Here is a 19,412-nt window from a genome sequence, read left to right on the forward strand (position 1 = left end):
GCACCGAGACGCTCCAGGACCGGGTCGAGTTCTTCAACTCGGGGCTGGCCGCGCACGCCTCCGACGCGCTGGGCAACGTCGCGGTGATCCAGTCCTTCACCCGCGCCAAGGCCGAGAAGGATGCGATGCGCTCGATCATCGGCGACCTGCTTGCCGCGCAGATCCCGGTGCTGTCGTGGTGGGCGCTCGCCAACGTCGCGACGCGGGCATCGGCCACGATCACCATGACCGCGGTCTTCGTCACCGGCATCGTGCTCTACCAGGCCGGCTCGACCACGGTCGGCGAGGTCGTGGCCTTCATGAGCCTGGCCACCGCCCTGGTCTCGCGCCTCGACCACATCGTGAGCTTCGTCAACGGTCTGTTCCAGCAGGCCCCGAAGATCGCCGAGTTCTTCGCGATCTTCGACACCGTGCCGGCCGTGCGCGACCGTGCGCACGCCGTGCCGGTGACGCGGTTTGCCGGCGACGTGGCGTTCGACGATGTCGGCTTCTCCTACGACGGACGCCGCAAGGCGCTCGACGGCGTGTCGTTCACGGCGCGGGCCGGCGAGACCGTGGCGCTCGTGGGCACCACCGGCTCCGGCAAGTCGACGACGCTGGGTCTCCTGCACCGCAGCTTCGACCCGTCGGCCGGCGCGATCCGCGTCGACGGCCTGGACATCCGCGACGTCGGCCTCGCCAGCTTGCGCCACAACATCGGCGTGGTGTTCCAGGAGCCGATGCTGTTTGCCCGCTCGATCCGCGAGAACCTCCAGGTCGGCCGCCCCGACGCCACCGACGCCGAGATGCTCGACGCGCTGGAGCGCGCCCAGGCGACCGCGTTCCTGGCGCGCCAGCCCGACGGCCTCGACACGGTGATCGGCGAGCGCGGCCGCTCGCTGTCCGGCGGCGAGCGCCAGCGCCTCTCGATCGCCCGGGCGCTGCTCAAGAACCCGCCGATCCTGATCCTCGACGAGGCGACGAGCGCGCTCGACGCCGCCACCGAGCGCCGGCTCCAGGGTGCGCTGGAGGCGGTGATGGAGGGCCGCACCACCTTCGTCATCGCCCACCGCCTCGCCACGATCCGCAACGCCGACCGCATCCTCGTCTTCCACGAGGGACGGATCGTCGAATCGGGCACCTTCGATGGGCTCGTCGCGCAGAACGGCCGCTTCGCGGAACTGGCGCGGGCGCAGTTCATGGCCGCGGAGGCCGACGACCAGGATGCCGGGCTGGCGCTGGCGGCGTGAGGGCCTCAGGCAGGCGCAGGCTTTCGCGACACCGGCCGGCCGGCGCCTCGTCATCCTGAGCGAGGCCGACGACGCCACGCGGATCGCGGCTGCGGAGGACGCCGCCATGGGCGTCCCAGACGATCGCCGTGGGGTTCACAACGCCGTCGCCTTGGGCTGGGCCGGCGTGGGGGTCTGCCGCGCCTGCATCCGCGCCCGCAGCCGGCTGCGCTTGGCCGCGATCACCGTGCCGTTGATCTCGCCGCCGAACAGGAACATCGCAGCCAGCCAGTACAGGAACACGAGGAACACCATCGCGGTGGCGAGCCCGCCGTAGGTCGAGGCGTAGGCGTTCGAGAAGCGGTCGAGGTAGTACCCGAAGCCCAAGCCCGCGAAGAACCACAGCAGCAGCGTCACGCCGATGCCCGGCAGCACCGCGCGGAACGAGCGCCGCCCGGCGGCGACGAACTTGTGGGCGATGATGAGCACCAGGGCGAGGAGGAAGGCGGTGATGCCGATCCGGCCGATCGCCACGGTGAGGCTCAGGGGCTCCAGCCCCGGCGCCACGAGCACGACGTTGCGCCAGATCAGCGGCCCGAGCACCACGAGCAGCGCGAAAGCCAGCATCGCGCAGGCGCCGCACACGACGTAGCCGATCGATTCGAGCCGCGTCAGCCACCACGGCCGCATCTCGCGAAGCCCGTAGGCGCGGTTCAGCCCGACGCGCAGGCTCTCGACGCCGGACGACGAGAAGTAGAGGGCCAGCAGCGCGCCGACCGTCAGCACCCCGCCCCGCTGCTCGGTGAGCACCCGGTGGACCTCGCCGACGATGGGCTTGGCGACCTCGCGCGGCCACGCGTCGAAGATCAGCACCCCGGCCTCGTCGGCGAGCGACTTGGTGCCGAACAGGCCGGCCAGCGCCGCAAGCAGGATCAGGAACGGGAACAGCGAGGTGAGGATCGACAGCGCGATGTGGCTCGCGATCGCCCAGCCGTCATGGGAGACGAAGCGTTGCGCGGCGATGCCGGCCACGTCCAGGGCGGTGCGGAGGCGTCTCACGTCCGGTGATGCTGTCCCGAGGGTCGATCCCGACCGCGATACGTGGCGGGCCGGCGGCACCCGTCAACGCAGGGCGGGCGGCCGCACGCGGTGGGGCATGCCGTGAAGCCGTCGAGCAACGCAAGGCCCGCGGGGAGCCCGTGCAGGGCGATCGCTTGAAGCCGCTGTTGCGGACTCTGGGCGCGAAGAGCGCCCCGCGGAGCGGGCTTTTCAGGACGCCAGGTCCTGAAAAGCGTCGCGCGACGCGAAAGCCCAAGCCCGCGGAGGCGGGCGCCGGCGATCGAGGCCGAGGAACAAGCAGGGCAAGCGTTTTCAAGCGATCGCTCTGTAAGCTCGCGCATGGGCGCCCCGCCGGTTTTCCGGTTGTCGTCTTTTCCGGTTGTCATCGGCTCCCGCGCGTGCTGCCTGCGCGGCGCCATGCCAGTTCCGTCGTCGGTCCCGTTCGCGAAGATCCTGATTCCGAGCCTGTTCGTCCTGATCTGGTCGACCGGCTTCATCGCGGCGCGCTTCGTGGCGCCCCATGCCGAGCCGCTGCCCTTCGTGGCGTTGCGGGTGATCGGCGTCGCGCTGGTGCTGGCGGCGATCGCGCTGGCCTTCGGCGCGCGCTGGCCGCGGACGCGGGCCGGCTGGCGCGATGCGCTCGTCGCCGGCGTGCTGATGCAGGGGCTCTACATCATCGGCGTGTTCTGGGCGATCCATCGCGGTCTGCCTGCCGGCATCGCGGCGCTGGTCGGCAGCCTGCAGCCCCTGGTGACCGCGATGCTCGCCGGGCCGGTGCTCGGCGAGGTGGTGAGCCGGCGGCGCTGGCTCGGGATCGGCCTCGGCTTCCTCGGCGCGGGCCTCGTGCTCGCTCCGAAGATCGGCGCCGCGGGCGCGGCCGGCATCCCGCCGGTGGCGCTCGCCGCCTGCGCCGGCGCCATCGCGGCGATCACGCTCGGCACCCTCTGGCAGAAGCGCACGGGCGCGGACGCCGATCTCCTGGCCACCGCGACGCTGCAGTTCGTCGGTGCCTGCGGGGTCGCGGTGCCGCTGGCGCTCGCCTCCGGCGACGGCCTCTCCGTGCCGCTGCTGCTGCCGGTCTGGCTCGGGATGGCGTGGTCGGTGCTGGTGAGTTCGGTGGCCGGCATCCTGCTGCTGCTGCTGCTGATCCGCCGCGGCGCGGTGGCCGGCGTCTCGGCGCTGCTGTTCCTGGTGCCGCCGGTCTCGGCGGGCCTCGCCTACCTGATGTTCGGCGAGGCGCTGACGCCGGTGCAGGTCGCCGGCATGGCGGTCGCGGCGATCGGCGTCGCGGTGGCGAGCCGGGGCTGAGCGGCATCCGGGCTTCACGCCGAATTGCAACCGGCGCGACGAAGAATTTGCGTCGCCGGCCCCGACCTGACCTATATTGCCGATAACCGGAAACGTTCAGACGAGAGTGCCCGCCATGTCCGCCTCGCCCGCCTTCCAGTCCGCGCCGCAGGATCTCGTCGCCCTGACGAAGGCTGCCGGCGAATCCGCCCGGAAGCTCGTCGCCGAGGCGACCCGCCGGGTCCGCACCCGCGTGCTCGGCCCGGACGGCAAGGTCGACGCGGGCCGGATGGAAGCCGAGCAGCACGCCGCCCACGGGCTCGCCTGGATCGCCACCTACGGCGAGGCGGTGCGCGAGCTCGGCGCCTACGCGGAAAACCTCCGCGCCGCCGGCCGGCTCGGCGAGACCGAGACGCTGCTCGTGCGGATCGGCGCGGGCGAATACCTCGACCAGATGTTCTCGGGGCTTCCGATGAGCCAGGGCGAGATGGTGCGCCCGACGGGCTCGCTCGGGCTGTCGGCCCGCGAGGTGCAGCAGTTCCGCACGGACGCCGTCGAGGCGCTGATCGCCGACGGCAACACGCCGGAGAACCGCGCCGCGCTCGTCGGCAAGATCCGCGAGGGCAGCGGCTCCGCGACGATCGGCGATTCCGGCCTCGACGAGGACATGGAGGCGATCCGCTCCGAGATGCGCCGCTTCGGCAAGGCCGAGGTCGTGGCCCAGGCGCACGAATGGCACCTGAACAACGCCTACATCCCGATGGAGGTCGTCACCAAGATGGCCGAGCTCGGCGTCTTCGGCCTGACCATCCCCGAGGAATACGGCGGCATGGGCCTGCCGAAGATCTCGATGTGCGTGGTCTCGGAGGAGCTGTCGCGGGCCTATATCGGCGTCGGCTCGCTCGGCACCCGCTCGGAGATCGCCGCCGAGCTGATCCTGTGCGGCGGCACCGAGGAGCAGAAGCAACGCTTCCTGCCAGGCATCGCGTCCGGCGACATCCTGCCGACCGCGGTGTTCACCGAGCCGAACACCGGCTCGGACCTGGCGTCGCTCCGCACCAGGGCGGTGCGCGACGGCGAGGCGTGGCGGATCTCGGGCAACAAGACCTGGATCACGCACCCCGTGCGCGCCGACATCATGACGGTGCTCGTGCGCACCAAGCCGGAGGAGAAGGGCCACCGCGGCCTGTCGATGCTGATCGCGGAAAAGCCCCGCGGCACCGACGCGGACCCGTTCCCGGTCGCCGGCCTCACCGGCGGCGAGATCGAGGTGCTGGGCTATCGCGGGATGAAGGAATACGAGCTCGCTTTTGAGGATTTTTCCGTCCCCGCCGGCAATCTGTTGGGCGAGGTCGAGGGCAAGGGCTTCGCGCAACTGATGCAGACCTTCGAATCGGCCCGCATCCAGACGGCGGCGCGTGCCGTCGGCGTGGCGCAATCGGCGCTCGACCTCGGCCTGCGCTACGCCGAGGACCGGGTGCAGTTCGGAAAACCCCTGATCAGCTTCCCGCGGGTGGCCGACAAGCTCGCGATGATGGCGGTGGAGATCAACATCGCCCGCCAGCTCACCTACTTCTCCGCCCGCGAGAAGGACGCGGGCAAGCGCTGCGACCTCGAGGCCGGCATGGCCAAGCTCCTCGGCGCCCGCGTCGCGTGGGCTGCCGCCGACAACGCGCTCCAGATCCACGGCGGCAACGGCTTCGCGCTCGAATACGCGATCAGCCGCGTGCTCTGCGACGCCCGCATCCTCTCGATCTTCGAGGGCGCGGCCGAGATCCAGGCGCAGGTGATCGCCAGGCGGCTGCTCGAGGCGGCGTGAGCGGACGGATCGCGTCCCGTCTTCCGATCGGACCGGCGCTCACCGGTCCCGCGACGCGCGTCCCCGCGCCACCCGCCTGTGGGTGCGGCATGGCCCGCGACAGGGGGGAGCTTCACAAGGCTGTCACGCTGCTATTAGACTAAGCCCCGATGGACAGGGCCTTTTCGTCATCACGCGAAGGGCTGGGAGCGACCGGGATGGCACCCGGGCCCCGCCGCGAGCCGGATGTATCCGCCCCCGCCGGTCGCCCGACGCGCCCGGCCGACGGCGCGTCCCCTCAGCCCGCGCCGCGCCGCGGCGGAGCCCTCCCTCGCTCCGCCGATCCCGTGTCCGGGACGGCGCGTCCGGGCCCGCTCGCGCGTTGTCCCGCATGGCTTGCGTTCGAAGAGTCGCGCCGATGATGGACCTCCAGACCCTCGTCCTCAACGCCGATTACCGGCCGCTCTCCTACAACCCGCTGTCGCTGTGGTGCTGGAAGGACGCGTTCACCGCCCTGTTCCTCGACCGCGTGACGCTGGTGGCGAGCTACGACGTCGAGGCGCGCAGCCCGAGCCGCTCGCTCAAGGTGCCGAGCGTGGTGGCGCTGAAGAACTACGTCACGCTCGCCCGCAGCCCGGCCTTCACACGCTACAACATCTACCTGCGCGACGGCTTCTCCTGCCAGTATTGCGGCCTGCGCCTGCCGTCGGGCGGCCTGACCTTCGACCACGTCAACCCGCGCTCGCGCGGCGGGCTCTCGACCTGGGAGAACGTCGTGGCCGCCTGCAGCCCGTGCAACCTGCGCAAGGCCAACCGCACCCCGCGCGAGGCCGAGATGCCGCTCCTCAACGAGCCGCGCCGGCCGACCCGCTACGAATTGCACCACCGCCAGCCGGAATTCGACCACCGGGAATATCACCACACCTGGCTCGACTACCTCTACTGGGACAGCGAACTGGAAACGTGATCGGAGGCGGCTAAGCAGGTTTCGCAAAAGTGCCCCGCGGTTTTGCGAAAAAGACCTGCGACAGACCAAGGAGCTAAGCGGGCGAAGCGTTGGCCTGCCAACGCGAGCCTGCTTAGAGTGCTTCCCAACGACGTGGATACCGGTTCTTCGCAGGCAAGCACGTCAAAACAAGGACCTGGAGCCGTACCCGACCCAACGTGGTCGGGCACGGCTCTAAGCATCATTGCCGCGAAGTGGACCGCGGTTCGCGGAGAAAAACGATACGCCGACAGAGAGACCCAAGCAGGCTTGCGTGGGCGAAGCCACGCAAGCCTGCTTGGGTCGCCTCACCTCCCGTCCCGCGCCAGGAACCCGCGCCACCCGCCGAACCGCGAGATCTCCTCCGCCCCGGCGATCCCCTCGGCCTCTACCAGAAAACCCTTCGGGCCGGTGCCGTCGGCGAGCCGCAGCGTGCCGATGCCGAGCGGCGCCGGAATGCCCGCGACGAAGCTGCCGAACGCCGCCGGCGGAAGCGCCCACACTTCGGTCTCGATCGCGGCGCCCGTGCCGGCCGCGACCCGGAGCAGCCCCGGCCGATGCGGCGGACCGCCGGGGAGCGCGTGGAGGCGGTAGTCCGGCGCGGTCGGCACGGCGCGCAGGAAGCGGGCGCCGAGCCCGGTGAGTTCGCCGTTCAGGGCGAGCCCCGAGAGATGCGCGCCGACGACCGCCAATTCGATCTCGCCGGGCGCTGCCCGCGCCGGGCTCTCGGCGGGCGCCGGCACCGGCTCGGCGCTCGCCCCGATCGGCACGCCGGCGGCCGCGTGCAGCCGGGCGCCGACCGCGGCGAGCAGCCCGTCCCGGCCGCGCGGGGCGAGCAGCGTCAGTCCCGACGGGAATCCGTCGGCCCGGAAGCGCCCGGGGACGGCGAGCGCGCACCAGTCAAGCAGGTTGACGAAGTTGGTGTAGGTGCCGAGCTCGCTGTTGGGCCCGATCGGGTCGGCGGCGAGATCGGCGAGCGTGCGCGGGCGCGGATAGGTCGGCACCGCGAGCAGATCGACCGCGCCCCAGATCGCATCCGCCTCGCGGCGCAGCTCGGCCAGGCGGTAGAGCCCGGCGAAGGCGTCGGCCGCGCTGAAGTTTCTCGCAAGCGCGATCACCGCCCGCGTCGTCGGATGCAGGGCGTCCGGCGTTTCCTCGATCAGCGCACGGATCGCCTGATAACGCTCGGCCACCCAGGGGCCGGCATAGAGCAGGCGCGCGGTGGCGAACATCGGCGCGAAGTCCACCGGGGCGCCCGGTCCGACCAGCCCTTCGAGGTCGGCGCGCGCCGCGTCGAAGGCGGCCTCGGCGAGGGCGTCGCCGGAAAAGTGCCGGCCGGCCGCATCCGGCACCCCGAGGCGCAGGCCCGGCGGGATCGCGGCGGGCGCCGCCGGCAGGGGCAGATCGCGCGACCACGGGTCGGCGGGATCGGGGCCGGCCATCACGCGGAACGCGGCGTCGGCGTCGGCCACGGTGCCGGCGAAGACCGAGAGGGTGTCGAGCGTCCGGCAGGCCGGCACCATCCCGCGCGACGAGACGCTGCCGAGGGAGGGTTTCAGCCCGACGACGTTGTTCAGCCCCGCCGGCACCCGGCCGGAGCCCGCCGTGTCGGTGCCGAGCGCGAAGGCGACGAGGCCGCGGGCCACCGCCACCGCCGAACCGCTGCTGGAGCCCCCCGGCACGTAGGCCGGATCGAGGGCGTTGCGCGGCACGGGATAGGGCGTGCGCACGCCGACCAGGCCGGTGGCGAACTGGTCGAGGTTGGTCTTGCCGACCAGGATCGCGCCGGCCGCCAGCAGCCGCGCCACCGCGTGGGCCGTCTCGGCCGGAACGTAGGCGAAGGCGGGGCAGGAGGCCGTCGTCGGCAGGCCCGCGACGTCGACGTTGTCCTTCACGGCGAACGGCACGCCCCAGAGCGGCTTCTCGTCCGCGTCGAAGGGCCCGAGGGCGTCGATCGCCGCCCGCGCGTCCGCCTCCGGCACCAGCGCCAGGAAGATGCCGGGATCGTCGGCGGCCGCGATGCGGCGGTAGAGCGCGGAGAGGATCGCGTGCGGGTCGGCGCCAGCGGCGTAGGCCGCGTGCAGGGCGGGGATCGTCGGGAATGGCGGCACGTCGCGTCCTCGCGGTCAAATGCGCTCACTGGAAACGTGCTATCCGGGCGTGCGTCGAAACCGGAACATGCACGCTTAGGTTCTACTCACGCGGGGTAGCCGAGGCCGGTGGTACCGAGAGCAATGTCCATGACCTTTGGATCACGGACATTGTTCTCTCTTTGCGAAGTCGCATCTCCTTCACGCCAGCCGGCATCCACCTCGCTGGAAAAGGCTCCGGATTTCAATCGCGACAGCGCATGATTTCCCTCGCGAAGGGACCCGATATCCGCCGTGCGCTCGGCGGATTGCCGCGGCACCATGCGCCGCGTATGGCCTGCCGGGCCGCCACGACCCTTCCGACGAGAGCCCGTGACCCGCCTCACCACCCGCGCTCCGGCGAAGATCAACCTCACCCTGCACGTCCTCGGACGGCGTCCGGGCGACGGCTACCATGCGCTGGAGAGCCTCGTCGCCTTCGCCGGCGCCGCCGATGCGCTGACGCTCGCGCCGGCCCCGGCGCTGTCGCTGACCGCGAGCGGCCCGACGGCGGGTCCGGCTGGCCCGACCGCGGACAACCTCGTGCTGCGGGTCGCGCGGCACCTCGCCGAGCGCGTGCCGGGCCTGCGGCTCGGCGCCTTCGGCCTCGTGAAGCGCCTGCCGGTGGCGGCGGGGATCGGCGGCGGCTCGTCGGACGCGGCCTCGGCCCTGCGGCTGCTCGCCGAACTGAACCGCCTGCCCCTCGACCACCCGGCGGTGATCGCGGCAGCGCGCGCGACCGGCGCCGACGTGCCGGTCTGCCTTGAGCCGCGGGCGCGGATGATGCGCGGCGCCGGCGAGGCGATCGGGCCGGCGCTCGGGTTGAAGCCCCTGCCGGCGGTGCTGATCAATCCCGGCGTGCCGGTGCCGACGGCGCCGGTGTTCAAGGCACTCGGCCTCCAGGTCGGGGACAAGCTGGCGGGGGCGGCCCACCCCGCGATCCCCCCGGATGCGGATGCCGAGACGCTGCTGGCGGCGATTCGGTCCGCGCGCAACGACCTCGAAGCCCCGGCGCTGAGCGTGGCGCCGGTGATCGGCACGGCGCTGGCGTCGCTCCGAGCCCAGCCCGGATGCCGGCTCGCGCGGATGTCGGGCTCGGGCGCGACGGTGTTCGCGGTGTTCTCCGACCGGCACGCCGCCTCGCGCGCGGCGCGGGCCATCGCTGCGGCTAAGCCCGGCTGGTGGACGGTCGCGACCTACCTGCGCTGAAGCGCGCCCGCGGGTCCGCCGCCGGCGTCGAAAGGTGCAATGAACCGGCATGGTCCCAGCGCCGGTCAGTGCACCCGCGCAACGCAGAAATCCACGACCTGGAGCAGGGCCGACTTGATCGGGCTCGGCGGGAAGGGCTTGAGGGCGTCGCGGGCGAGCGTGCCGTAGTCGCGGGCGCGGGCGACGGTGTCCTCCAGCGCCCCGTGCCGGCGCAGGATCGCGTGGGCGGCCTCCAAGTCGCCGTCCACGAGCGTCCCCTCCTGCAGCGTGCGCCGCCAGAAGGCACGCTCCGCGTCCGTGCCGCGCCGGACGGCGAGCACGATCGGCAGGGTGATCTTGCCCTCGCGGAAATCGTCGCCGACGTTCTTGCCCAAAGCCGCGCTGGTGCCGCCGTAATCGAGCACGTCGTCGATGAGCTGGAAGGCGATGCCGAGGTTCATGCCGTAGGCGCGGCAGGCCGCCTGCTCGGCCTCGGAGCGTCCGGCCAGCACCGGGCCGACCTCGCAGGCGGCCGCGAACAGCTCCGCGGTCTTCGCGCGGATGACGGCGAGGTACGCATCCTCGGAGGTGCCGGTGTTCTTGGCCGCGGTGAGCTGCATCACCTCGCCCTCGGCGATCACCGTGGCGGCGGCCGAGAGGATGTCGAGGGCGCGCAGGGACCCGACCTCGACCATCATCCGGAACGCCTGCCCCAGCAGGAAGTCGCCGACGAGCACGCTGGCCTCGTTGCCCCACCTGATGCGGGCCGCGACCCGGCCGCGGCGCATGTCGCTGCCGTCGACCACGTCGTCGTGCAGCAGGGTCGCCGTGTGCATGAACTCGACGCTGGCGGCGAGCTTCACGTCGCCGTCCGCGCCGGCATAGCCGCACAAGCCGGCGGTGGCCAAGGTCAGGATCGGCCGCAGGCGCTTTCCCCCGGAATCGATCAGATGGTTGGCGACCTCGGGGATCAGCGCCACGTCCGAGCCGGTGCGCGACAAGATCTGGGCGTTCACCCGCTCCATGCCGTGCGCCACCAGGGCCACGAGATCGGCGAGGCTCGCCTCCGCGTCGGAGCGGCCCTCTTCGATGGAAACGACGACACCCAAGGTCCGATGCCTCCAGACCGAATTCGACTGCGCACGGTCGGCGCCACCCCTTCGCATGGGGTTCCTGGCGCCGCAACACGCGCGGGAGAAACCGGATATGGTGCCGGCGCACGCCGGGCCGCACGCGGCGAAAGCGCCACCCCCATCCAGGCAAGGCCGCGATGATCGCGCCGATCCGCACCGACGACCTTGCCCCGACCGGCTTCGCGCTGTCGCGCTCGGGCGGTGCCGGGATCACGGTGCCCGTCGCCGCCGTCCCCGTGAGCCTGAGGGCGGGCTCGATCGGCGCCCTCCTCCGCCGCCTGCCGGGGCCGGGGGACCAGGGCGCGCCGGCGCACCGCCTGGAGGCCGGCCGCGCCCGCGCATTGCGCGCCGGGACCGCATGACGACGGAGCCGGACCGGTTCCTCGGCGGCACCTTGCGCCTGTTCCAGCCGCCGCGCGGCAGCCACCGCGCCGGGACGGACGCGGTTCTGCTCGCCCGCCTGATCGCGCCGCAGGACGGCGACACGGTCTGCGACGTGGGTGCCGGAACGGGTGCGGTGGGGCTCGCATGCGCTGCGCTGACGCCGGGCTGCCGCATCGTGCTGATCGAGAACGCGCCGGTCCTGGCCGACATGGCGCGCCGCAACGCAGGGCTCAACGGCCTCGCCGATCGCGTCGGGGTCGTCGAGGCCGACGTGCTCGCCGCAGGTGCGGAGCGGCGCGCGGCCGGGCTCGTACCGGAGCTTGCCGACATCGTTCTCACCAATCCCCCGTTCTTCGAGCCGGGCCGGCACCGCCCCTCGCCGGACGCGGGCAAGGCCGCCGCCCACGCTTTCACCGCCGGCGGGCTTGAGACCTGGATGCGCACCTGCACCGACCTGTTGCGGCCGGGCGGGCGGCTCGGCCTCGTCCACCGGGCGGACGCGCTGCCGGCCTGCCTCGACGCGCTCCGCAACCGCTTTGGCGCGCTCGCGATCCGCCCCGTCCACGCCCGCGCCGGGCGGCCAGCGATCCGGGTGCTGATCGCGGCGGTGAAGGGCAGCCATGCGCCGCTCGAACTCCTGCCGCCGCTGGTGCTCCAGGACGCCGACGGCCGCTTCACGCCGGAGGCCGAGCGGCTCCACCGCGGCCAACCGCCCTGATCCGGCCACAAGCCTTGCTGCCGGGCGGCCGAGGCCCACTTCCCAGGTGGCCCCTCACCCGACGATCGAGACCCGATGCCGTTCGCCTTGCCCGAACCTCTCCGCGCGCTGTTGCCGGGAAAATTCCGTACGCGGCGACCGCGGGTCGCGGTGGTGCGCCTGAACGGCGCCATCGGCGCGGTCTCGCCGCTGCGGCCCGGCCTGTCGATCGGCACGGTGGCCGGGAGCCTGGAGCGGGCCTTCGCGATGCCCGGCGCCGTCGCGGTGGCGATCGTGATCAACTCGCCGGGCGGCGCGCCGGCCCAGTCCCACCTGATCCACCGCCGCATCCGGGATCTGGCCGAAGAGAAGAGGCTGCCGGTCTTCGCCTTCGTCGAGGACGTGGCGGCGTCCGGCGGCTACATGATCGCGTGCGCGGCCGACGAGATCGTCGCCGACCCGACCTCGGTCGTCGGCTCGATCGGCGTGGTCTCGGCGGGCTTCGGGTTCGACAAGCTGATCGCGCGGATCGGCGTCGAGCGCCGGGTCCACACGCAGGGCGAGGCGAAGGCGATGCTCGATCCGTTCAGGCCGGAGGAGCCGGCCGACGTCGAGCGGCTGCTGCGCATTCAGGCCGACGTGCAGGCGCTGTTCACCGCGCTCGTCACCGCGCGGCGCCCGACCCTGAAGACCGGCGAGGATCTGTTCACCGGAGCGATCTGGACCGGTCGGCAGGCGCTGGACCTCGGGCTCGTCGACGCGATCGGCGACATCCGCTCGACGCTGCGCGCAAAGTTCGGCGAGACCGTCGATCTCAGGCTGGTCGCGGAGGCCAAGGGCTCGTTCGTCGCCCGGCTGCTGCGGCGTGCGGCGCCCGGCGGGATCGGTCTGGCCGACGCGGCGATCGCCGCGATCGAGGAGCGGGCGGCCTGGGCCCGCTACGGGTTGTGAGACGGCCCGGCGCTTCGGCTCAGCGCGCGATGCAGGCGGCGTCGGGCGTGCCGTAGCCGCCGTAGACGACCCGCACCTTGCGCGTGCAGGTCTCGCCCTTGGCGACCGGCGCGGCGACGGGCGCGCGTTCGACCGGCGCCGCGACCGGCGCCGGGGCGGCGGAACCCGCCTCCGCGGTGGCGAAGGCGTTGCTCGCGCCCATCACCAGCGGCGTGGCGACGAGGGAGGCGGCGGCGAGGGCGGCGAATACCGTGACGTTCTTCGCGAGCTTGCGCATGACTGGTCTTCCGTAGCGTTCGGCCGGGCGAGCGGCCGATATCCCCTGATTGGCCAATAAACTTGGCCGTGGCTTGGCGGTTCCGCTTCTCCGCCGAAATTGCGCCGCAATCCGTGCGGGGCCGCACGCGGGCTCGCGGCTGGGACGCGGGCGCGTTGCTTGACACCCCTGAGGACGCTCTTAAACGCTGCCCCGCGCCTCCCGCCCAGCGATGGTACGGTCCACCCATGACGAGCGAACCCGATCGCGCCGCCAAGAGCTCGTTCCAGGGATTGATCCTGACGCTCCAGCGATTCTGGGCGACTGAGGGTTGCGTGATCCTCCAGCCCTACGACATGGAGGTGGGCGCGGGCACCTTCCATCCGGCCACCACGTTGCGGGCGCTAGGACCGAAGCCGTGGAAGGCGGCCTACGTCCAGCCGTCGCGGCGGCCCAAGGACGGGCGCTACGGTGAGAACCCGAACCGGCTGCAGCACTACTACCAGTTCCAGGTGATCCTGAAGCCGAACCCCGACGACCTGCAGGAGCTCTACCTCGCCTCGCTCGCCGCGATCGGCATCGACCTGAAGCTCCACGACATCCGCTTCGTCGAGGACGATTGGGAGAGCCCGACCCTCGGCGCCTGGGGGTTGGGCTGGGAATGCTGGTGCGACGGCATGGAGGTCTCGCAGTTCACCTACTTCCAGCAGGTCGCGGGCCTCGAATGCGCGCCGGTTTCGGGCGAGCTCACCTACGGTCTCGAGCGGCTCGCCATGTACGTCCAGGGGGTCGAGAACGTCTACGACCTCGACTTCAACGGAGCCGAGGGCCCGGACAAGGTCACCTACGGCGACGTGTTCCTTCAGGCCGAGCAGGAATACTCGCGCCACAACTTCGAGGCGGCCGACACCGGCATGCTGTTCCGCCAGTTCACGGATGCCGAGACGGCCTGCCGCAGCTACCTCGACGCCGGCGCGCCCGAGAGCGAGACCGCACGCCACCGCATGGTGCAGCCGGCCTACGACCAGTGCATCAAGGCGAGCCACGTCTTCAACCTGCTCGACGCCCGCGGCGTGATCTCGGTCACCGAGCGCCAGAGCTACATCCTGCGCGTGCGCGAACTGGCCAAGGCCTGCGGGGCGGCGTGGCTGCGGACGGCAGGGGGCGGGGCCTGAGACGACCGATTGTCAGGACTGACAAACCCGCGATGGCCGATTATCACAAACACCCTGTTTGTTATCATCCCGCGTCGCCAGATTGCAGGCTATGAAAAAGGCCGATTCCGCGGACTCGCCGAGCGGGCGCCTTGCGCAGACGGACCGTGGCCAATGGGCGTTCGTGCCCCATGATCTACCGCCCCGCGACCTCGATCTTGCTCCGCTCGCAGCCGCGATGGCCCCCCGCTTCCTAGCGTCCGGGTGAACCGAACGGCATCGGTCGCACCCTGACGAACACCTATCTAGCGACGCGCTGGTCCGCATCGGCATCCTCGACGAGGTCGCCGAAACCTCGAATCCGACATACGTCATCGCTCGCGGCATCCGCGACATCATCCACGAGACGCCGGCGCGCAATGCCTGACCTCCTGCTCGAACTCCGCTCGGAAGAGATCCCGGCCCGCATGCAGCGGCGCGCGGCCGAGGACCTGAAGCGGCTCGTCACCGACGCGCTCGTCGCGCGCGGCTTCCTGTACGAGGGCGCGAAAGCCTTCGCGACCCCGCGCCGGCTGGCGCTCCACGTCGCCGGCCTGCCGGCGCGGGGGGATGCGGTGCGCGAGGAACGCCGCGGGCCCCGCGTCGGCGCGCCGGACGCCGCCGTGCAGGGCTTCCTCAAGGGCGCAGGGCTGACGCGCCTCGATCAGGCCCGGACCGTGAACGACCCGAAGAAGGGCGAATTCTACCTCGCGGTGATCGAGCGGCCCGGCCGCACGACGCTGGACGTGCTGGCCGAGATCCTGCCGGCGGTCATCAGGAGCTTCCCCTGGCCGAAGGCGATGCGCTGGGGCGCGGCCTCGGCGCGTCCCGGGTCGTTGCGCTGGGTGCGCCCGCTGCAATCGATCGTCGCGACCTTCGGCCCCGAGACCGAGACGCCGGACGTGGTCCCCTTCTCCGTCGAGGGGATCGCGGCCGGCACCGTCACCTACGGCCACCGCTTCCTCGCACCGGACGCGATCACCGTGCGCCGCTTCGACGACTACGTGCGCGCCCTGGAGCGCGCCAGGGTCGTGCTCGACGCGGATCGGCGCAAGGACATCATCCTGCACGATGCCCGCGACCTCGCCTTCGCCCGCGGCCTCGATCTCGTGGAGGACGACGGCCTGCTGGAGGAGGTGGCGGGGCTGGTGGAGTGGCCGGTGGTGCTGATGGGCACCTTCGACCCGAGCTTCCTCGACATCCCGGCCGAGGCGGTGCGCGCCACCATCCGCGCCAACCAGAAGTGCTTCGTGCTGCGCGAGGGCGGCTCGGACAGGCTCGCGCCGGCCTTCGTCCTGGTCTCGAACCTGATCGCCTCGGATGGGGGCGCCGCGATCATTGCCGGCAACGAGCGCGTGGTCCGCGCCCGGCTGTCCGACGCGAAATTCTTCTGGGAGACGGACAAGGCGGTCCGCCTGGAGGATCGGCTGCCCAAGCTCGACGCCATCGTGTTCCACGAAAAACTCGGGACGCAGGGCGAGCGGGTGCAGCGCATCGCGGCGCTGGCGCGCGAACTCGCACCGCTGGTCGGCGCCGACCCGGATTTGGCCGAGCGCGCCGCGCGGCTCGCCAAGGCCGACCTCGTCACCGAGATGGTCGGCGAGTTCCCGGAATTGCAGGGCCTGATGGGCGCCCGCTACGCGGCGCTCCAGGGGGAGCACGAAAGCGTGTGCGCGGCGATCGAGGAGCACTACAAGCCCGTCGGCCCCTCCGACCGCGTGCCGAACGACCCGGTCTCGGTGGCCGTCGCGCTCGCCGACAAGCTCGACACGCTGGTGGGATTCTGGGCGATTGATGAGAAGCCGACGGGGAGTAAGGACCCGTATGCGTTGCGGCGGGCGGCGTTGGGGGTGGTAAGATTAATTTTGTCTATGGAAAGAAACATCAGGATAGCTGATTACATTAGATTCTGTTATTGCTCTATAATAGAAAGCACTCTAGAGAGAGATTTTTTAGAATTCGAGTCAATATTAGAGATTATAGAGTCCAATAGATCAGAAAAATTGTTACATACGATCGATAAACAGGTTTCGATTGGTGCCGTTTTACATGAGACGGGAGCTACGAAAGAATTTATGCTGCTAATCTCATCGACAAATTTGAGCGATTTCAGACCAACTTACGACGGCTTCGTGAATGGGTGTGGCCGATACAGAGAAAGAGCCGGAATTGCTAAGCTGGCAATAGCAAACTCACTACCAGATATGCGTAGATACAGCCTTTCTGCTTGGGAGAGCGTGCCCGATGATGATCCGGTCTTCTCGGAAAATTTAGCCGAAAGGCAACGGCAGGAGACATCACGGACGGAAGAATGCACAAGAATTTCCGCTGCGATTGTCATTAAAAATACACTCGATTTCATTTTAGAGCGTTTTAAAGTCTACTTCCGCGAAAAAGGCGCCCGCCACGACCTGATCGACGCCGTCTTCGCGCTGCCCGACCAGGACGATCTTTTGCAAGTCGTCCGCCGCGTCGAGGCACTGGGAAAATTCCTCGACACCGAGGACGGAAAAAACCTGCTGGCCGGCGTCAAGCGCGCCTCGAACATCCTGCGGATCGAGGAGAAGCGGGACGGCCGCGCCTACGACGCGGAGCCCGACGCGCGGCTCGCCGCTTCCGGCCAGCCCGAGGAGCGCGCGCTCGCCGAGGCGCTGGCTGCGGCGCGGGCGGACGCCTCCGCAGCGGTGGCGGCGGAGGACTTTTCGGGGGCGATGCGGGCGCTGTCGCGGCTGCGCGCCCCGGTCGACGCGTTCTTCGAGCACGTCACCGTCAACGCCGACGATCCGGCACTCCGCGCCAACCGCCTCGCGCTGCTGAACGCGCTACGCGCCGCCACGCGCGAGGTCGCGGACTTCTCGCTGATCGCAGGGTGATTTACGGGTCCTTTCTCCCAGGGAGAGGAGTCGGACGGCGCTATCACGCGGCGATAGAGCGCAGTCCGACGAAGTGGGTACCGGTTCGTCGCAAGAATGCGCGTCAAAACAGGAACTTAAAGTCGTGACCTGATCCAACGTGATCGGGCGCGGCTCTAGTCTCTCAAATCACCCGCGCCCAGGAACTGCGTCGCGCTCAGACCGGTGCGGGAGCCCAGCTTCGGCGCGTCCTTCGCAATCGGCAACGGAACGGCTGGAAGTTCAGGCGACAATGCCCGATCGATCGCCACGTCGCTGACTTCGCCTGTGTCGAACGCCGTCCCGTCGTCTGACGCAAGACCCTCAGAACCAGCCCTTGATCCGGAAGACCACGACCGGCACCACCGCGCTCACCAGGATCAGCCCGAGGGCGTAGGGATAGCCGTAGGCCCAGTCGAGCTCGGGCATCGCCTTGAAGTTCATGCCGTACATCGAGGCGATGAGCGTCGGGGGCACGCCGACCACCGAGACGACGGTCAGCACGCGAAACACGTTGTTCTGCTCGATGTTGATCAGGCCCAGCGCCGCGTCGAGGAGGAACTGGACGTTCTCCGAGAGCCGGGTCTCGAACTCGTCGAGCGATTCGATGTCCCGCCGGATCGTCTCGAAGCGCGAATCCGTCTCCTCCTGGCCCAGCACCGACTCGCAGGCGCCGGCCACGAACGGCACGAGGCGCTCCAGCCCGAGGAGACTCGCGCGGATCTTGCCCAGCACCTTCCCCCGGCGGGCGATGCCGCGCAGGATGCGCTTCAGCGCGATGTCGCGGCGCCGGGGCGGGGGGGCCTCGCCGGATTTCGCAGGCCGTGCGCGCACGTCGAAGTCGAAGATGCGGGTCGAGAGGCCGTCGAGTTCGGCGCCCATGTCCTCCAGCGCGTCGGCGAGGCTGTCGACCAGTTCCTCCATCAGCAGCAGGAACACGGCAATGCCGGTGGCCGCGGTCTCGCCGTCGTCGACCCGCTTGCGCACCTCGGCGAAGGCGCGCAGTTCGTGGAAGCGCACGGTCACGAGGTGGTCGCCGGTCAGCACGAAGCCCAGCGGCTTCAGGACCGAGTCGTTGCGCTCGAAGGTGATCATCGGCGTCGAGAGCGACAGGCCGTGCTTCAGCCGGCGCAGGCGGCTCGAACTCTCGACCTCGGAGAGCGCCTTGCGCGACGGGACGCGCAGGCCCGTGGCGGCCTCGACGGACGCGGCCTCCTCCGGGGTCGGGTCGTTCAGGTCGATCCAGACGGCCTGCGCCGGAACGCCGGCGCCGGCATCGCTCGGCGCGAGCGCGCCCTCGGGACCGTGCAGTCTGAGCATCGAGGCGGGGTCCGTAGGCAGGTGTCGGCGGGGAAAACCTTGCGCGCGTCGGCCGCGACCGGGTGCGACAGACTTGACACGAGGAGGACGCGCGGCTATCCCGCCGCCAGCCTTGGCACTCACCTTCGACGAGTGCTAACGGCCAGGGTTGGACGCGGGTTTCCGCGGCATCAACGCCGTTTCCGAATTTCAATCAAGAGGGCAGCTCATGAAGTTCCGTCCGCTGCACGACCGGGTCGTCGTCCGCCGCATCGAAGGCGAAGAGAAGACCAAGGGCGGCATCATCATCCCGGACACCGCCAAGGAGAAGCCGCAGGAGGGCGAGATCATCGCCGTCGGCCCCGGCGCTCGCGACGAGGCCGGGCGCATCAACGCGCTCGACGTCAAGGCCGGCGACCGCATCCTGTTCGGCAAGTGGTCGGGCACCGAGGTCAAGATCGACGGTCAGGAACTCCTGATCATGAAGGAATCCGACATCATGGGCGTCGTCGCCTAAAGCATCGTCGGACGCCTCCGCACCGCCCTTCGAGGCCGAGCCGGCCTTGGGGCGCATTCCCCAACGAAAAGGACTTTAGCCCATGGCAGCGAAAGACGTTCGTTTCTCCTCCGACGCGCGCGACAAGATGCTTCGCGGCGTCGACATCCTCGCGGATGCCGTCAAGGTGACGCTGGGCCCCAAGGGCCGCAACGTCGTCATCGAGAAGAGCTTCGGCGCCCCCCGCATCACCAAGGACGGCGTCACCGTCGCCAAGGAGATCGAGCTCTCCGACAAGTTCGAGAACATGGGCGCGCAGATGGTGCGCGAAGTGGCCTCGAAGACCAACGACATCGCCGGTGACGGCACCACGACGGCGACCGTGCTCGCCCAGGCGATCGTCCGCGAGGGCGCCAAGTACGTCGCCGCCGGCATGAACCCGATGGACCTCAAGCGCG

18 protein-coding genes and 1 pseudogene are annotated in these 19,412 nt (G+C 70.5%); 14 read left to right on the top strand and 5 right to left on the bottom strand.

What is annotated here, in order from left to right; translation table 11 throughout:
* Positions 1 to 1,229, top strand: a 1,229-nt coding sequence (locus ACFE86_RS13615) for an ATP-binding cassette domain-containing protein (protein WP_375455866.1), incomplete at its 5' end; no start/stop codon positions are given.
* A 135-nt stretch (positions 1,230 to 1,364) separates the two neighbouring features.
* Here ACFE86_RS13615 and ACFE86_RS13620 read toward each other — a convergent pair.
* Positions 1,365 to 2,267: a YihY/virulence factor BrkB family protein gene (locus ACFE86_RS13620; protein ID WP_375455867.1), complete on the bottom strand. Its 903-nt coding sequence runs from the start codon at positions 2,265 to 2,267 to the stop codon at positions 1,365 to 1,367.
* 417 nt (positions 2,268 to 2,684) lie between these two features.
* On the opposite strand from ACFE86_RS13620, the gene ACFE86_RS13625 reads away from it, so the two are divergent.
* The 3 genes from ACFE86_RS13625 to ACFE86_RS13635 all read left to right on the top strand — a co-directional run bounded on the left by ACFE86_RS13625 (position 2,685) and on the right by ACFE86_RS13635 (position 6,319).
* Positions 2,685 to 3,575 (top strand): DMT family transporter, encoded by an 891-nt coding sequence (locus tag ACFE86_RS13625; RefSeq protein WP_375455868.1) that lies wholly within the window; start codon positions 2,685 to 2,687, stop codon positions 3,573 to 3,575.
* A gap of 115 nt (positions 3,576 to 3,690) precedes the next feature.
* The gene (locus ACFE86_RS13630; RefSeq protein WP_375455869.1) at positions 3,691 to 5,373 is read left to right on the top strand and encodes an acyl-CoA dehydrogenase family protein; all 1,683 of its coding nucleotides are present in this window, start codon (positions 3,691 to 3,693) and stop codon (positions 5,371 to 5,373) included.
* Positions 5,374 to 5,770: 397 nt separating this feature from the next.
* Complete coding sequence (locus tag ACFE86_RS13635; protein WP_375455870.1) at positions 5,771 to 6,319, top strand: HNH endonuclease; 549 nt, start codon at positions 5,771 to 5,773, stop codon at positions 6,317 to 6,319.
* A 326-nt stretch (positions 6,320 to 6,645) separates the two neighbouring features.
* Here the strand turns inward: ACFE86_RS13635 and atzF are convergent, their stop codons facing one another.
* Positions 6,646 to 8,448: an allophanate hydrolase gene (gene atzF, locus ACFE86_RS13640; RefSeq protein ID WP_375455871.1), complete on the bottom strand. Its 1,803-nt coding sequence runs from the start codon at positions 8,446 to 8,448 to the stop codon at positions 6,646 to 6,648.
* A gap of 351 nt (positions 8,449 to 8,799) precedes the next feature.
* Between atzF and ACFE86_RS13645 the strand changes: the two genes are divergently transcribed.
* A complete protein-coding gene (locus ACFE86_RS13645; protein WP_375455872.1) occupies positions 8,800 to 9,675 on the top strand; it encodes a 4-(cytidine 5'-diphospho)-2-C-methyl-D-erythritol kinase in 876 nt (291 codons plus the stop codon).
* 65 nt (positions 9,676 to 9,740) lie between these two features.
* Here the strand turns inward: ACFE86_RS13645 and ACFE86_RS13650 are convergent, their stop codons facing one another.
* Positions 9,741 to 10,763, bottom strand: coding sequence for a polyprenyl synthetase family protein (locus ACFE86_RS13650; protein WP_375455873.1), 1,023 nt, complete (start codon positions 10,761 to 10,763; stop codon positions 9,741 to 9,743).
* 161 nt (positions 10,764 to 10,924) lie between these two features.
* Here ACFE86_RS13650 and ACFE86_RS13655 point away from each other — a divergent pair, with 161 nt between their 5' ends.
* From ACFE86_RS13655 to ACFE86_RS13665, 3 genes are all read left to right on the top strand, one after another.
* Complete coding sequence (locus ACFE86_RS13655; protein WP_375455874.1) at positions 10,925 to 11,149, top strand: hypothetical protein; 225 nt, start codon at positions 10,925 to 10,927, stop codon at positions 11,147 to 11,149.
* The gene (locus ACFE86_RS13660; RefSeq protein ID WP_375455875.1) at positions 11,146 to 11,889 is read left to right on the top strand and encodes a tRNA1(Val) (adenine(37)-N6)-methyltransferase; all 744 of its coding nucleotides are present in this window, start codon (positions 11,146 to 11,148) and stop codon (positions 11,887 to 11,889) included. Before ACFE86_RS13655 ends, ACFE86_RS13660 begins: the two co-directional genes overlap by 4 nt.
* A gap of 75 nt (positions 11,890 to 11,964) precedes the next feature.
* Entirely contained in the window at positions 11,965 to 12,819 is an 855-nt protein-coding gene (locus ACFE86_RS13665; RefSeq protein WP_375455876.1) for a S49 family peptidase, read from the top strand.
* Positions 12,820 to 12,838: 19 nt separating this feature from the next.
* Here the strand turns inward: ACFE86_RS13665 and ACFE86_RS13670 are convergent, their stop codons facing one another.
* Positions 12,839 to 13,096 carry a hypothetical protein gene (locus tag ACFE86_RS13670; protein ID WP_375455877.1) on the bottom strand — a complete coding sequence of 86 codons (258 nt, stop codon included), beginning with the start codon at positions 13,094 to 13,096 and terminating at the stop codon, positions 12,839 to 12,841.
* 227 nt (positions 13,097 to 13,323) lie between these two features.
* Between ACFE86_RS13670 and ACFE86_RS13675 the strand changes: the two genes are divergently transcribed.
* From ACFE86_RS13675 to ACFE86_RS13690, 4 genes and pseudogenes are all read left to right on the top strand, one after another.
* Positions 13,324 to 14,250: a glycine--tRNA ligase subunit alpha gene (locus tag ACFE86_RS13675; protein ID WP_375455878.1), complete on the top strand. Its 927-nt coding sequence runs from the start codon at positions 13,324 to 13,326 to the stop codon at positions 14,248 to 14,250.
* 398 nt (positions 14,251 to 14,648) lie between these two features.
* Positions 14,649 to 16,836, top strand: a pseudogene (gene glyS, locus ACFE86_RS13680) (glycine--tRNA ligase subunit beta); the annotation flags it as partial.
* The gene (locus ACFE86_RS13685; RefSeq protein ID WP_375455882.1) at positions 16,824 to 17,141 is read left to right on the top strand and encodes a DALR anticodon-binding domain-containing protein; all 318 of its coding nucleotides are present in this window, start codon (positions 16,824 to 16,826) and stop codon (positions 17,139 to 17,141) included. The pseudogene glyS and the gene ACFE86_RS13685, both read left to right, overlap by 13 nt.
* A 167-nt stretch (positions 17,142 to 17,308) precedes the next feature.
* Positions 17,309 to 17,473 carry a DUF559 domain-containing protein gene (locus ACFE86_RS13690; RefSeq protein WP_375455883.1) on the top strand — a complete coding sequence of 55 codons (165 nt, stop codon included), beginning with the start codon at positions 17,309 to 17,311 and terminating at the stop codon, positions 17,471 to 17,473.
* A gap of 10 nt (positions 17,474 to 17,483) precedes the next feature.
* On the opposite strand, the gene ACFE86_RS13695 is transcribed toward ACFE86_RS13690, so the two are convergent.
* On the bottom strand, positions 17,484 to 18,479 hold the full coding sequence (locus ACFE86_RS13695) for a CorA family divalent cation transporter (protein ID WP_375455879.1): 996 nt from the start codon (positions 18,477 to 18,479) through the stop codon (positions 17,484 to 17,486).
* Positions 18,480 to 18,687: 208 nt separating this feature from the next.
* Here ACFE86_RS13695 and groES point away from each other — a divergent pair, with 208 nt between their 5' ends.
* Together groES and ACFE86_RS13705 are read left to right on the top strand one after the other, a co-directional pair.
* Positions 18,688 to 18,975, top strand: a complete 288-nt coding sequence (gene groES / locus ACFE86_RS13700) for a co-chaperone GroES (protein ID WP_375455880.1) — start codon at positions 18,688 to 18,690, stop codon at positions 18,973 to 18,975.
* Positions 18,976 to 19,057: 82 nt separating this feature from the next.
* Positions 19,058 to 19,412 (top strand): TCP-1/cpn60 chaperonin family protein (locus ACFE86_RS13705; RefSeq protein ID WP_375455881.1); only part of this gene is annotated, 355 nt, incomplete at its 3' end.

Source organism: uncultured Methylobacterium sp., assembly GCF_964244095.1.
In the GTDB taxonomy this organism is placed as follows: domain Bacteria; phylum Pseudomonadota; class Alphaproteobacteria; order Rhizobiales; family Beijerinckiaceae; genus Methylobacterium.

Excerpts from the sequence above, each read along its gene's own strand:
- ACFE86_RS13655 (WP_375455874.1), top strand. The coding sequence starts at position 10,925 with ATGATCGCGCCGATCCGCACCGACGACCTTGCCCCGACCGGCTTCGCG.
- ACFE86_RS13625 (WP_375455868.1), top strand. The coding sequence starts at position 2,685 with ATGCCAGTTCCGTCGTCGGTCCCGTTCGCGAAGATCCTGATTCCGAGC.
- ACFE86_RS13660 (WP_375455875.1), top strand. The coding sequence starts at position 11,146 with ATGACGACGGAGCCGGACCGGTTCCTCGGCGGCACCTTGCGCCTGTTC.
- groES (WP_375455880.1), top strand. The coding sequence starts at position 18,688 with ATGAAGTTCCGTCCGCTGCACGACCGGGTCGTCGTCCGCCGCATCGAA.
- ACFE86_RS13695 (WP_375455879.1), bottom strand. The coding sequence starts at position 18,479 with ATGCTCAGACTGCACGGTCCCGAGGGCGCGCTCGCGCCGAGCGATGCC.
- ACFE86_RS13670 (WP_375455877.1), bottom strand. The coding sequence starts at position 13,096 with ATGCGCAAGCTCGCGAAGAACGTCACGGTATTCGCCGCCCTCGCCGCC.
- ACFE86_RS13665 (WP_375455876.1), top strand. The coding sequence starts at position 11,965 with ATGCCGTTCGCCTTGCCCGAACCTCTCCGCGCGCTGTTGCCGGGAAAA.
- ACFE86_RS13630 (WP_375455869.1), top strand. The coding sequence starts at position 3,691 with ATGTCCGCCTCGCCCGCCTTCCAGTCCGCGCCGCAGGATCTCGTCGCC.
- ACFE86_RS13675 (WP_375455878.1), top strand. The coding sequence starts at position 13,324 with ATGACGAGCGAACCCGATCGCGCCGCCAAGAGCTCGTTCCAGGGATTG.
- ACFE86_RS13635 (WP_375455870.1), top strand. The coding sequence starts at position 5,771 with ATGATGGACCTCCAGACCCTCGTCCTCAACGCCGATTACCGGCCGCTC.